The sequence below is a fragment of the Actinobacillus genomosp. 2 genome (genome assembly GCF_029773605.1).
Classification (GTDB): domain Bacteria; phylum Pseudomonadota; class Gammaproteobacteria; order Enterobacterales; family Pasteurellaceae; genus Actinobacillus.
The window spans coordinates 180,674-193,409 of record NZ_CP103807.1 but is presented as its reverse complement, the minus strand read 5'-3'; the positions used below and the strand labels follow the sequence as shown (position 1 = coordinate 193,409).

11 protein-coding genes are annotated in these 12,736 nt (G+C 39.2%); 4 read left to right on the top strand and 7 right to left on the bottom strand.

Features of this window, described 5'->3' with window-relative positions; all coding sequences use genetic code 11:
- Nucleotides 1–260 precede the first annotated feature (260 nt).
- Nucleotides 261–1,817 (top strand): SulP family inorganic anion transporter, encoded by a 1,557-nt coding sequence (locus NYR60_RS00925; protein ID WP_279467202.1) that lies wholly within the window; start codon nucleotides 261–263, stop codon nucleotides 1,815–1,817.
- Nucleotides 1,818–1,959: 142 nt separating this feature from the next.
- On the opposite strand, the gene argH is transcribed toward NYR60_RS00925, so the two are convergent.
- From argH to NYR60_RS00900, 5 genes are all read right to left on the bottom strand, one after another.
- Nucleotides 1,960–3,336 carry an argininosuccinate lyase gene (gene argH, locus NYR60_RS00920; protein WP_005612607.1) on the bottom strand — a complete coding sequence of 459 codons (1,377 nt, stop codon included), beginning with the start codon at nucleotides 3,334–3,336 and terminating at the stop codon, nucleotides 1,960–1,962.
- Between the two features lie 235 nt (nucleotides 3,337–3,571).
- Nucleotides 3,572–4,267 carry a putative quinol monooxygenase gene (locus NYR60_RS00915; protein ID WP_279467201.1) on the bottom strand — a complete coding sequence of 232 codons (696 nt, stop codon included), beginning with the start codon at nucleotides 4,265–4,267 and terminating at the stop codon, nucleotides 3,572–3,574.
- Nucleotides 4,268–4,401: 134 nt separating this feature from the next.
- Nucleotides 4,402–5,358 carry a carboxymuconolactone decarboxylase family protein gene (locus NYR60_RS00910; protein WP_279467200.1) on the bottom strand — a complete coding sequence of 319 codons (957 nt, stop codon included), beginning with the start codon at nucleotides 5,356–5,358 and terminating at the stop codon, nucleotides 4,402–4,404.
- A gap of 110 nt (nucleotides 5,359–5,468) precedes the next feature.
- Nucleotides 5,469–6,023: an NAD(P)H-dependent oxidoreductase gene (locus NYR60_RS00905; RefSeq protein ID WP_279467199.1), complete on the bottom strand. Its 555-nt coding sequence runs from the start codon at nucleotides 6,021–6,023 to the stop codon at nucleotides 5,469–5,471.
- A 10-nt stretch (nucleotides 6,024–6,033) separates the two neighbouring features.
- Nucleotides 6,034–6,330, bottom strand: a complete 297-nt coding sequence (locus tag NYR60_RS00900; RefSeq protein WP_279467198.1) for a YciI family protein — start codon at nucleotides 6,328–6,330, stop codon at nucleotides 6,034–6,036.
- A 100-nt stretch (nucleotides 6,331–6,430) separates the two neighbouring features.
- Here NYR60_RS00900 and NYR60_RS00895 point away from each other — a divergent pair, with 100 nt between their 5' ends.
- Entirely contained in the window at nucleotides 6,431–7,324 is an 894-nt protein-coding gene (locus tag NYR60_RS00895; RefSeq protein ID WP_279467197.1) for a LysR family transcriptional regulator, read from the top strand.
- Nucleotides 7,325–7,438: 114 nt separating this feature from the next.
- Here NYR60_RS00895 and NYR60_RS00890 read toward each other — a convergent pair whose 3' ends face one another.
- On the bottom strand, nucleotides 7,439–8,782 hold the full coding sequence (locus NYR60_RS00890) for an FAD-dependent oxidoreductase (RefSeq protein WP_279467196.1): 1,344 nt from the start codon (nucleotides 8,780–8,782) through the stop codon (nucleotides 7,439–7,441).
- Nucleotides 8,783–8,914: 132 nt separating this feature from the next.
- The gene (locus NYR60_RS00885) at nucleotides 8,915–9,955 is read right to left on the bottom strand and encodes a Gfo/Idh/MocA family oxidoreductase (RefSeq protein WP_279467194.1); all 1,041 of its coding nucleotides are present in this window, start codon (nucleotides 9,953–9,955) and stop codon (nucleotides 8,915–8,917) included.
- 234 nt (nucleotides 9,956–10,189) lie between these two features.
- Between NYR60_RS00885 and NYR60_RS00880 the strand changes: the two genes are divergently transcribed.
- Complete coding sequence (locus NYR60_RS00880; RefSeq protein WP_279467193.1) at nucleotides 10,190–11,995, top strand: monovalent cation:proton antiporter-2 (CPA2) family protein; 1,806 nt, start codon at nucleotides 10,190–10,192, stop codon at nucleotides 11,993–11,995.
- Between the two features lie 168 nt (nucleotides 11,996–12,163).
- Nucleotides 12,164–12,724 (top strand): hypothetical protein, encoded by a 561-nt coding sequence (locus NYR60_RS00875; protein WP_279467191.1) that lies wholly within the window; start codon nucleotides 12,164–12,166, stop codon nucleotides 12,722–12,724.
- Nucleotides 12,725–12,736: the final 12 nt, after the last annotated feature.

Genomic DNA, 12,736 nt, shown 5'->3' with positions numbered 1-12,736 from the left:
AACGATGCTCTTGATTAAAAAATTACAAAAAATTACTCGGAAGTTTAAAGATGTAATGCCTGTTTTGCAATCTTAACTCGCCATTTTGACAAAAATTTTTATACAAGCGGTCTTTTTTTCAAGAATTTAGGATAAAGCGTAAAATAATTCTTCAAATCTCTGATATAAGCCAAAGATTATCAGAATAAAAAGCGTAGAATATTTACTTATTGGCACAATATTTAGCCGATAACATGACATACTAAAAATTGGTACTCAAGATGACTTCCGAAAAAAATAAAATACATTTACTTAAACAAAATTTTGCCTCAGGCCTTGTTGTTTTTCTCGTTGCGTTACCACTATGTCTAGGTATTGCTCTTGCTTCCGGCGCACCTCCGCTTTCCGGTATTGTATCAGGCATCATTGGCGGCATTGTTATCGGTGCATTAAGTACCTCTCATATTAGTGTTGCCGGACCAGCTGCAGGTTTAGTTGCTATCGTACTCGCTGCGGTAACTCAATTAGGTTCGTTTGAACTATTTTTATGTGCCGGTATGATTGCCGGTATTTTTCAGCTTATCCTCGGTTTTGTCAGAGCCGGCAGTATTACTAACTATATTCCGGTAGCAGTCATTGAAGGGATGTTAGCCGGTATCGGTATTTTAATTATTTTCTCGCAACTGCCGTATGCCTTGGGAAATAAGCAATTTTTCCAAGAAATCGGTCAGTCATTTGTTAACATACATTTAGGCTCATTCAGCATTGCCTTACTTTCACTATTACTAATGTTAGGCTGGGATTCTTCTCCCATGCTAAAAAAAATTAAACTGCTTCCTTCAGCATTGATCGCCGTTATTATCAGTATTTGCCTTAATCAAATATTTATTAGTATGGATAGCTCGCTAGCAATTCCTCGCTCACAGTTAGTGCAATTACCTATTCCGCAATCTTGGGCTGAAATGCGTGATCTGATCCGTTTTCCGAATTTTGCCGGTTTTAGTTCATCTATCGTATGGGTAACTGGAGCGACAATGGCGATTGTAGCCTCAATTGAAACCTTATTATCAATTGAAGCCGCTGACCGTTTAGACAGCAAACGCCGTATTACTGACACCAATCAGGAATTACGTGCCCAAGGAGTCGGCAATATCGTTTCTTCCGTATTAGGCGGCTTACCGATTACGGCAGTAATTGTACGTTCATCCGCCAATGCTAATGCCGGTGCAACTCATAAGCTCTCGAGTATTATTCACGGTATTTTACTGTTGGTGTGTGTTTTAGCAATTCCAACAATTTTAAATCGAATTCCATTAGCCACTTTATCTGCAGTATTAATTTTGGTCGGCTACAAATTAGCTCGTCCAACGATTTTTAAACACTTTTGGCATAAAGGGATTTATCAATTTATCCCATTTGTCGCAACGGCTGCAGCTGTAGTGGCATTTGATTTACTCAAAGGTGTCGGATTGGGTTTGGTAATTAGTATTATCTTTTTATTACAAGGTAATATGAAACGAGCTTACTACTTAAGCCGTGAAGAATTAGAAGACGCAAGCTACATCAAAATGCAACTTTCCGAAGAGGTTTCTTTCTTAAATAAAGCGGCAATTAAAAAGACCTTAAAAAATATTCGCCCGAATTCCAAAGTGATTATTGATGCCTCTCGCACCTCTTATATCGCTTCGGACGTATTGGAATTAATTGAAGATTTCGCCAATATTACCGCCCGAGAAAATCATATTCGTGTTTATTTAAAAGGCTTTAAATCCGATTACAATAACCAAGAAATCGACCACGCCAGCCACGTTAAAGTGGAACACGGTAGCCGAATTTAGATATTATTCTGAACCACGGAAAACACTGAATACACAGAATAAAAGAGAATTGCCGTGCGTGGGCTACAAATAAACAAGCGGTCTGATTTTGCAAGAATTTTACCAAATCAGACCGCTTGTTCTTATCCAAATATCAATTCAATTAAGCACCTAAATTTACTTTAGCCGCTTCAATCGCTTCACGTACACGTTCCGGATTTACCCCGCCTTTCGCACTACGTTTTTCTAAACAGGATTCTAACGAAAGAATCGGGTAAACATCTTCATCAATTACTGGGTGGAACTGTTTAAATTCCGCCACGCTTAATGCTTCTAACGGTTCACGTTTGCTGATCGCATAAACTACCGCTTCACCCACGATATGATGTGCTTCACGGAACGGAATACCTTTCGCCACTAAGTAGTCCGCAAGTTCAGTTGCATTTGAATAACCTTGTTGTGCCGCTTCACGGGTACGTTCCACATTCACATTAATATCTTCCAGCACTAATGCCCCGATCTCTAAGCAAGCCTGCCAAGTTTCCATCGCATCAAAAATGCCTTCTTTGTCTTCTTGCATATCTTTATTATATGCAAGCGGTAAGCCTTTTAAGGTGGTGAGCAAGCCTGATAATGCACCGAAAACACGACCTGATTTACCACGAATTAGCTCACACGCATCCGGATTTTTCTTTTGCGGCATTAATGAAGAACCTGAAGTAACACGATCCGATAATTCCAAGAACGCCGATTCACCACTATTGAAGAAAATGAGATCTTCCGCAAAACGTGATAAATGCACCATACTGATCGAAGCTGTTGAAAGCAGTTCTAATACATGATCACGATCCGAAACCGAATCCAAGCTATTACGTGTGCCAATCGCAAAACCGAGATCCTGCGCCAGTGCATCACGATCGATTGAATACGCCGTGCCGGCTAATGCGCCTGAACCTAACGGGCAAGTGTGCATCCGTTTATAAGCATCGGTTAAACGGCTGAAATCACGTTCTAACATTTCATAATACGCCATACACCAATGAGCAAAAGTAATCGGCTGTGCACGTTGTAAATGGGTGTAGCCCGGCATGACCGCATTTTGATTGGCTTCGGCGGTTTCGACCAATTTGTGTTGTAAATTGCGGATACGCTCTTGTAAGACGACCGCTTGTACTTTACACCACATTTTCATATCCACCGCCACTTGGTCATTACGGCTACGACCGGTGTGGAGTTTTTTACCTAAATCACCGACTTTTTCGATCAGTTTTGATTCAACCCAGCTATGAATATCTTCCGCATCATCACGTAAAATAATTGCAATATTCGGCTCAATTTCCGCACGTAATTCTTTTAACGCCACCACTAATTGTTGGTGTTCCTGCTCGGTTAAAATGCCAACCGAAGTAATTGCTTTCGCCCAACCGATTGAGCCATCAATGTCTTGTAATGCTAAACGATAGTCAAAACGTAATGAGTCATTAAAAAATTTGAATTTTGCATCAGCTTCTTGTTTAAAACGTCCACCCCAAAGTGCCATATTGTGTTCCTTTTCGCTTCTTTAATCTTCTTAAAAGATGTCCTGTACATCTGAATAGGGATATTTTGCATAAATATGCAAAATTATTCAATAATTATTTATTGCAAGCGGTTAAATTTCCCCATTTTTTTACCATTTGTACTATTTATATACAAAGATTTATAAATGTAGGCGAGTTGGGTACGGAGATCAAGCACTTTAACGACTATTTTCGGAAAACAAAAATTGTCAATTTTTACTTAAACAGACCTTTACTAACTAATGTTTTACCGACTAAAGTCTTAACATTTTTACGTTCCAACATTAGCTGAGTGCGGTTTAAATAGGCTTGAAAGTGCGGTGTGTTACGGTGCTGTTGGTAAGCGGTTTCATTCGCATAGATTTCAAAAAAGCGCCACTCATTCGGTTGGTCTTTGAGTGTAGCTGCGTACATTAAAATCACGCCGTTTTCTTTTGCCATTGATTGTTTCATCTCATCTAAAACAATCGCTTTAAAGTCTTCATTTTGTGCGGAGTTCACGCTCACTTCAGCTAAGTTAATGAGATAATCACCGTTTTCAAATGTTGCAAGCGGTTGTTTTTCCAATAAAATTTGCGAATTTAGTGGCTCGACTTTACGATCAGTTACTGCAGTTTTAGCAACTTCAACAAACTGTTTAAAATGTGGCGCATTGATATGTGTTTGATAAGCAGCTTCATCTTGGTAAATTTCCAAAATCACATTTTTGCTTGGCTCATCTTTTTTCACGGTATGGAACATTGCCAACATGCCAGTTTCGGTTTGAATTGACGTGCCAAGATTGTGCTTGCCCACCGCATCAATCGCTTGCTGTTGTTCTGGTTTGACCGTGAGTTCAAATAGGCTCATTCGGTATCCAGCTTGTGCCATCGTTGCTACTCCCAATAAAAGTGCGGTTAAAATTCGTTTCATTTTTTCTCCTTGTATTTATGCCTTGATGCTAAATCATTTTTAAGCCGTTATACGATACTTAATTAGAACAATAAGGCAGCGGTCAAATTCTGCAAAAAATTTGCAAAATTCAATCGCTTGTTGTGGAAAATTGACTATTTCAATTTACCGTAATCTTTATCAGAAACAGGTTCTAGCCATTCATTGCTGGTGTTTTCGCCGTCCACTTCTACGGCTAAATGTTGGAACCAAGAATCTTTTGCTGCTCCGTGCCAATGTTTGACGTTGGCAGGAATATTTACCACATCTCCAGCTTTGAGTTCTCGAGCCGGTTTGCCCCATTCTTGGTAATAGCCTCGTCCTGCAGTAACAATCAGCATTTGCCCACCATCTTTGGTGGCGTGGTGAATATGCCAGTTGTTGCGAACCGTAGGCTCAAAGGTGACGTTATAGATTTTCACTTGCTCGGTGGAAATTGGGGCGAGATAGCTTTTGCCTGAGAAGTATTGGGCGTAAGCATCATTGGATTGCCCGATCGGGAATTGGCTGAGCATTGGGACAAGCACATTTTGGATTGTGGCAATTTGCTCATCAGTCACGCCATTTTTCTTACTAATGCCAATATGAGCGTTGAGCTGGCTTTCCACGCCTGAAAGTTGGTTAAATGCTGCCACAGTGACGATTTCTCGTTCTTGCCAAGTAAGCAAATCACTAGCAAAAATATCGCCGAACAAATGGGTTTTCAGGTAGCGATCAATGTCAGGCGAAAGGGCAGAAAGATCCACCTTTTGCCCTACTAATGCTGTCTGAGTTTCTGTTCCCAAAGCTAGCATATCCGTATTCGTAGGTAATAATGTTGCTGTTTTACCTCGCTCTGTCTTTATCCCTTTTTCCTGACGGGCTTTTACCGTTTGTGATAAAACACCCAACGCATTTAAGCTACGAGGAAAACCTGTATAAGCATAAAGTTGCACCATTGCATCTTGAATTTCATTAACGGTTAAACCGTTATCTAAAGCCGTATTCACAGCAATTTTTAAGTTTTCAAGATCACCCTTGGCTGTGAGTGCGCCGATTTGTGCCAAACTGAATTGGCGAGCGGAAAGTGTCATTTGTATTACTCCTTGTGTTTTTTCAATAGCAGATTGAATGTCAGCGGCAAGGATTGTCGTTGGCAAGGAAAATGGTCAGATTTTTATTTTGATTCAAATTTGACCGCTTGTTATAACCGCTTAATCAACGTAACTAAACGCTCTGCGTGTTTTTTTGCTTCTTGTTTTTGGGCATCAATTTTTTCTTGGTTTTCACGGCTGGTGTAGCCAATGCCGTTAGTGTAGATAAAACCTGCATAATCAAGGTTGCAGAGTTTTGCCATCATTTCAAACTGAAGGGCAAAATCTTCCACGGTATGCTCAAAAAAGCCGTCTTTTTGATAAAGTGTTGATGGCGCCCCTGTGGTGGTGGAGATAATCAATTTTTTGCCCGCCAATTTGGCGGTTGAACCGTGAGCGAAACCGTGTTCAAACACCTCATCTAGCCATAATTTCATTACGCCAGAAAAACTAAACCACGAGAATGGGAATTGGAACACGATAATATCGGCATTGAGTACTGCGGCTTGCTCAGCAGCAATATCAAACGTACCATTTTTAAAGAGTTGATCTAATTTTCGGATTTCCGCATTCGGCAATAATTTTGCCGTTTCGTCTAAAATTATTTGGTTGGCGATAGATGTTTTTAAATCAGGATGCCCCGACACGATCAATATATTTTTCATTACTTTCTCCTTATTTTTCTACAAATTCGGTGATATTTGCGGCAATCAATTTTGGCTCAAATTCACGAATTTCATAGCTGGCTAAGTTTGGGTAGTAACAATCTTCCGCTAACATTTGATCCAACTCTGCACGGCTGTCAGTGCTAGCGAAAATTACCCCAGCATTGGCTTGATCTTTGAATGGCCCAAGCATTAAAAATTTGCCTGTTTGGAAGTATTTTTTAAACCATTCTACGTGCTCAGCAAAAAGTTTTTCTTGTTGTTCTGCGGTTACATTATTATTTACAGCAATGTTGATGATATACATTTTGTTGTCCTTTATTCGTTAAAAGTGTGGCTATTTTAACTTAATGATTTTTAATGATAAGATGATGAATACTTAATTCATTCTTAGATAAAACCACACAATGAATAGCTCAATCTATAACGCACTTACTATTTTCCATACTATTATTGCTGAAGGATCTATCGCAGGAGCAGCACGGAGATTGCAAATGACCTCCCCTTCAGTAAGTCAGTCTATGAAATTGCTTGAAAACCATATTGGTTTGCCTTTACTTAATCGCACAACTCGAAAAATGGAATTAACCGAAGCAGGACACCGTTTAATTGACAGCACTCAAAATGCGTTGCAATCACTTTCAACTGCGGTGGAAACCGTGCAAGATTTGAGTGAGAAACCAAAAGGGTTGGTTCGTATGACCGTGCCACATATCGCTTATTGGCTGTTGATCGAACCGAGATTAGGAGAATTTGCCGAGCAATTTCCTGATATTCAGCTAGAAATTTCAATCAATGACGGCACAGTGGATATTCTAAAACAAGGCTTTGATTTGGGATTTCGTTTTGGTAATCAGGTTGAAGAGCAAATGGTTGCCAAAAAGCTGACCGAGCCGTTTCGTTTAGGCATTTACGCTTCAAAAACGTATCAGCAGAAATATGGATTACCTAAAACACTCAATGCATTACAACAACATAAACTGATTGGTTTTCGCTTTGCAACCAGTAACCGTGTTATGCCATTAACATTGCAAGATAAAGGGGAAAATATTCGTATAGAAATGCCAATGCCGATGCTCGTTAATAGCTTGGTGGTTGCGAAATCTGCTATTTTGCAAGGGGTGGGAATCGGACGTTTTTTTGAACCATTAATGGAAATTCAGCCTGATAAAACGGAATTTTTACCCGTATTAGAAAAACATTGGCAAAGTTTCGGAGCGTTATATCTTTACTTTATGCAGCATAGCCAAAAAGTAGGACGAATTAAAGCGGTGATTGAGTTTTTTACCGCAACTGAATAAAAAACAAACTGCACTTTAATGGTTAAGCTTAATAAGCAAACGAATTATAAAGTACAGATTTTTTATAACAACATATAAATTATGTTACAAATGAGGGCTTACTTTCTTCACCAACTAAGCAAACAAATCGTTTAAGCCTTCAATAATGGTCGGGTGGGTAAAGATCTGATTTTTGACATAGCTTGCCGGAATTTTGTAGTCCATCGCCATTTTAAACAGATTGATAATTTCATGCGCTTCCGCACAGAATAACGTTACACCCAAAATTTCATCCGTATCCGCATCAATAATGGCTTTCAACAAACCGTCTGTTTGACCCAATACTTTCGCTTTTGGAATCATTTCGGCTTTCATTTTCTTCACAATGATATTGCGTCCCGATTTTTGTGCCGCACTTTCGGTTAAACCGATATGTGCAAACGGCGGCTCGGTAAATACAGCAGTCGGGAATACCGCACGATCATCACGGCTACGCTTGCCTTCTGCAAATAACTGGTCACGCACAATGCGGTAATCGTCTAATGAAATATAGGTAAACTGGGCAGAACCGGCAACATCACCCATCGCCCAAATATGTGATTTACCTGCAACACGTAAATGTTCATCGGTAATGATTGCACCTCGCTCATTTAGCTTAATACCGGCATTTTCAAGTGCTAAACCTTGCGTATTGGCACGGCGACCGATCGCAACTAATACTGCATCGGCAACAAATTCTCCTTGATTGGTAACTACGGTAGTCGAATCCGCATTTTCCACAAAACGTTCCGTTTGTACACCTAAATACACTTGGATACCTTTACGATTCAGTACATCCAGCATCGCTTCCGCCATATCACGATCTTCACGAGCCAAGAAAGTATCACCGTTCTCTAAAATAGTAACTTGGCTACCAAATGCTTGATACATAAAGGCAAATTCTAATGAAATATAACCGCCGCCGACAATCACCAGACGATCCGAACGCTCAGTTAGAGAAAGAATACCGGTACTGTCATAAATTCTCGTACCATCCGCTCCTTCAATCGCTAAACGATTTGAACTTGCACCGGTATTGATAAAAATTTTATCGGCACGTACTTCAAACTCACCGTCACGACCGTTTAATAACACGCTATGTTCGTCTTTAAAACTCGCTTTAGCGGTAATAATACGCACGTTTTCAAGGCTATCTAATTTCGCAAAGTTTGCTGCTCGTAATTTACCGATTAAGCCGTTTTTTGCTTCCATTGATTGATTAAACACGGCGACTTTATCAGACACATTTTGCCCTTTCTGCCCCTCTACCAATAAATTTTTAGAAGGAATACAACCGATATTGATACAAGTGCCGCCATACATTACTTCACTCTGTTCCACCAAAATTACCGATTGCCCCGCTTTAGCTAAATCTGCCGCTAAGGTTTTACCCGCTTTACCAAAACCAATCACTAAGTTTTCTACTGTAATATGCTCCATAAAATATCCTAAAATCTAATCAAAATTAAAAAAGGTTTTTATAAGTCGCAATATATAATTAAACCTTACAAAAAAGCGGTCGAATCTGCAAAATTTTCTGCAAATCCAACCGCTTGTTAAACTCATATCGACTTATAAGTTAATTTTTTGTCCTTTGCTCGCACTTTCAAATGCCGCTTCGATAATCTGTAAAACTAAAGTCACTTCCGCTAATTTTACGATTGGATCATCGCCTGTAGTAATCACATGGTATAAATCATCAAACAGGTTTTGATAGCTCATTTGAATATTCGGATAAGGCTTACGGATTACTTCACCGTCAATTTCCGTATGTAATATGCCCCATTCTGCTTCCGATTCCTCATTCCAATTTCCAACTGGTTGTACACCTTTATCTAAAAGAGATTCTTGAATATCTACCCCTTTTTTTACATAAGAACCGTTTTTACCGTGTAAAACTAGAGCAGGGTTTGGTTCGCGTGCATATTTAGAGGCTTGCAGTGCAACCTTTAAACCGTTTTCGTAATAGAGATGTATATCAAAGTTATCATCTACTAAGGCTTCGTCATGCTGATAACGAATATCAGCAAATACCGCTTGTGGTTTGCCAAATAAATAAACCGATTGATCAATTAAATGTACGCCTAAGTCATAGACTAATCCTGTTCCACGATCACCGACCTCTTTCCAAACCTTTGGATTTTTACCTTTTGCATAACGATCTAAACGAATCTCGCAATCTACGACTTCGCCGACTAAATTTTTATCTAAAATGTCTTTTGCCGTAGCAATATGACTGTCCCAACGGCGATTTTGATAGACATACAGCATCACATTTTGCTGTCTAGCTAACATTTCAAGTTCTAATGCTTCCATAGAACTTGCCACTAACGGTTTTTCAACCAGTACGTGTTTACCGGCTAATAAGGCACTTTTTACCATTTCATAATGTGTCTGATTTGGCGTAGTAATCACAATCAAATCAATGTTCGGCGTAAGTAATTCTTGATATTCATGCACAATATCCACATTTGGCAACCATTCCTTTGCACGTTCGGTTGTTCTTTCATACACCTTTTGAATACAAAAACGTTCATCATTTTTGAGAAAAGGAACATGAAACAAACGGCTGGAATAACCGCTTCCGGCAATTGCAACATTAATAGTTTTCATAGTTTATGTCCTTAAATAAAGAAGATAAGCATGAGTATAGAAGAAAAAAGTAAGTTAAGATCTTTTTTATTTGATGTTAAACAAATAATTATATAATTCATCCAAAGTGCTTTTAGCTTTTCTCAAAGACCAGCTGATAAGCTGATCTTTTTCTAACTTTTCAATTCTTATCAAACCTTTATATATTTTATGTTATTTTTATAACTGTTTTTCACACTAAATTTTGGAGGTTATATGGCAGCAGAAGGGGCAAGCCAGCTAACGAGCGTAGTGGCTTTGCTTGGTGCGGCAATTATTGCCGTACCGATTTTTAAACGTATCGGTTTAGGTTCAGTATTAGGTTATTTAGCCGGCGGTTTAGTTATTGGACCTTTCGGCTTCGGCTTATTTAGCGATCCGCATACCATTTTGCATGTTGCCGAACTCGGCGTAGTCATGTTTCTGTTTTTAGTCGGATTGGAAATGCAACCGGCACATTTATGGGGCTTACGCAAATATATTTTCGGCTTAGGCAGCTTTCAGGTAGTGGGTGCAGCGATTGCACTTACAGGTTTAGTGATGGCATTCGGCTATTCGTGGCAAGTGGCATTTATTAGTGCGGCAGGTTTCGTGTTGACTTCCACAGCGATTGTGATGCAAGTATTAAGCGAACGAGGGGAAATGACTTCCGAGCGAGGCCGCAAAATGGTTTCTATTCTGTTATTTGAAGATATGTTGATTGTGCCACTACTTGCTGTCGTTACCTTTTTATCACCAATTCATTCAGAAACGACCAGTACGCCAATTTGGCAAAAAATTGCGATTGCCGTGTTTGCGATGGTTTTCTTATTTATTATCGGAACCAAGGTGCTAAATCCATTCTTTAAAATGTTGGCACGTACCAAAATCCGAGAAATGATGACCGCCGTAGCACTTTTCGTGGTACTGGGTTCGGCACTTTTAATGGAAGTGAGTGGACTTTCTGCGGCAATGGGGGCATTTGCTGCCGGCGTATTGCTTTCCACTTCCAGCTTCCGCCACCAATTAGAAGTGGATATCGACCCATTTAAAGGCTTATTACTCGGCTTATTTTTCCTTGCGGTCGGAATGTCGCTCGACTTAAATGTAGTGTGGGATAACTTAGGGCTGATTCTCTCCGGAGTAGCCTTGATGATGCTAATTAAAGGCGGTGTGATTTTCTTAGTGGCTCGCCTTTCCGGCAGTAATAATTTAGATGCTCACGACCGTGCAATCGTAATGGCACAAGGCGGTGAATTTGCATTTGTGTTGTTTGCGGCAGCACACGCCCAAAAAGTGATTGATGACACAGTACACGCCAATATGACAGCAATTGTGGTGCTATCGATGGTCTTCACACCGTTAATGATTATTGTAAGTCAGAAATTTATTGCACCTCGTTTGCAAAAAATTGATGAAATTAAACCGCATGATCATATTGAAGAACAGAATCCGATTATCTTAGTTGGCTTAGGTCGTTTCGGACAAGTGGTCAATCATTTATTGCAAATGACAGGTTACCACCCGACTATTATTGAACTGAATCCAAAACTTATCGCTGCAATGAAAAAACGTGGCGTAAAAAGTTATTACGGCAATGGTGCTCACCCTGATTTACTTAAAGCGGCAGGCATTCAAACCGCACAAATGCTGATTGTGGCGATTGATAATCCGCAACAAGCGTTAGAAATTGTGAAATACGCACGCAGCGTGAACCCACATATTAAAATTATCTCTCGTGCTTATGACCGTTATCACGTTTACGACTTGGTACAATCCGGAGCGGATATTGAAGTGCGAGAAACCTTTGACGGTGCATTACGTACCGGTAAACAAGCATTACGAGAACTCGGCTTAGATGCAGACAAAGTACATGAAATCGGCAATATGTACTTCGGCAAAGATCGCCATAGCGTGAAACTTATGTCAGAAGTGTACGACCCGAAAATCGAGCGTTTCAAAAACGAAGAAATGTATCGTATCGCTCTCGAACAAGACCAAGAAATTATGGCGGAAATCCAAAAGATTTTAGCGAGAGAGTAACATTTACAAGCGGTTAAATTTTGCAAAAAGTTCGGTATTATGTAGCAGATCACAAATTTAATAATTGGCTATTTATTAAGCGCATTTCGTGTGTTATAAATACAATAATGACACTTTTTATTACCCTATATTTAGGGTTTAGAATAAAAATGATGGTAAGGTTTTGTGATGAGTAAGCTAAAACAGCATTTTTTAAAACATAGATTCTGTTATATCTCTCTAGGGTTATTCTTATTTGCATTTCATCAAATGATAATAGCACTCATAGCTACCCCTATTCGTTGTAAAATGTGGGAGGGTAAAGAAGTAGAGGTATTTTTAACACCAGAAGAATGGAGAAATCTATCGGGTGTTAATGAGTCGCTAAAAGGTATTGAATGGGTGTATTATCCAACTGTTGAAGGTGAGCCAGAGGAGGAGCCTTTTTTTATAAAAAATAAAGGGTTATATCAGCCAATAATGTATTTTGATAGGAATAAACATTTTTTAAGTGAGGTGAATAGTAAATACCCTTACTTAAATATATATGTATATATAACCCCAAAAAAGATATTTGGTCATAATACCTTTGTACTATACGATCATAACCTTAAACAGGTTATAGTGAAGTATCATTTAATTGCAGGATATTTCATGACTCCTATTTCAGGAGTGCCTGAAAGGTTTGAGTGTAATGAAAATGATATTTCGGAAGGTTCAGATTTAATGAATGATTATTTAAATAATTAGTGAGGTTAGATT

Coding starts and splice junctions, on each gene's coding strand:
- NYR60_RS00900 (WP_279467198.1), bottom strand. CDS start 6,330: ATGTATATCATCAACATTGCTGTAAATAATAATGTAACCGCAGAACAA.
- NYR60_RS00885 (WP_279467194.1), bottom strand. CDS start 9,955: ATGAAAACTATTAATGTTGCAATTGCCGGAAGCGGTTATTCCAGCCGT.
- NYR60_RS00890 (WP_279467196.1), bottom strand. CDS start 8,782: ATGGAGCATATTACAGTAGAAAACTTAGTGATTGGTTTTGGTAAAGCG.
- NYR60_RS00905 (WP_279467199.1), bottom strand. CDS start 6,023: ATGAAAAATATATTGATCGTGTCGGGGCATCCTGATTTAAAAACATCT.
- argH (WP_005612607.1), bottom strand. CDS start 3,336: ATGGCACTTTGGGGTGGACGTTTTAAACAAGAAGCTGATGCAAAATTC.
- NYR60_RS00910 (WP_279467200.1), bottom strand. CDS start 5,358: ATGACACTTTCCGCTCGCCAATTCAGTTTGGCACAAATCGGCGCACTC.
- NYR60_RS00925 (WP_279467202.1), top strand. CDS start 261: ATGACTTCCGAAAAAAATAAAATACATTTACTTAAACAAAATTTTGCC.
- NYR60_RS00875 (WP_279467191.1), top strand. CDS start 12,164: ATGAGTAAGCTAAAACAGCATTTTTTAAAACATAGATTCTGTTATATC.
- NYR60_RS00915 (WP_279467201.1), bottom strand. CDS start 4,267: ATGAAACGAATTTTAACCGCACTTTTATTGGGAGTAGCAACGATGGCA.
- NYR60_RS00895 (WP_279467197.1), top strand. CDS start 6,431: ATGAATAGCTCAATCTATAACGCACTTACTATTTTCCATACTATTATT.
- NYR60_RS00880 (WP_279467193.1), top strand. CDS start 10,190: ATGGCAGCAGAAGGGGCAAGCCAGCTAACGAGCGTAGTGGCTTTGCTT.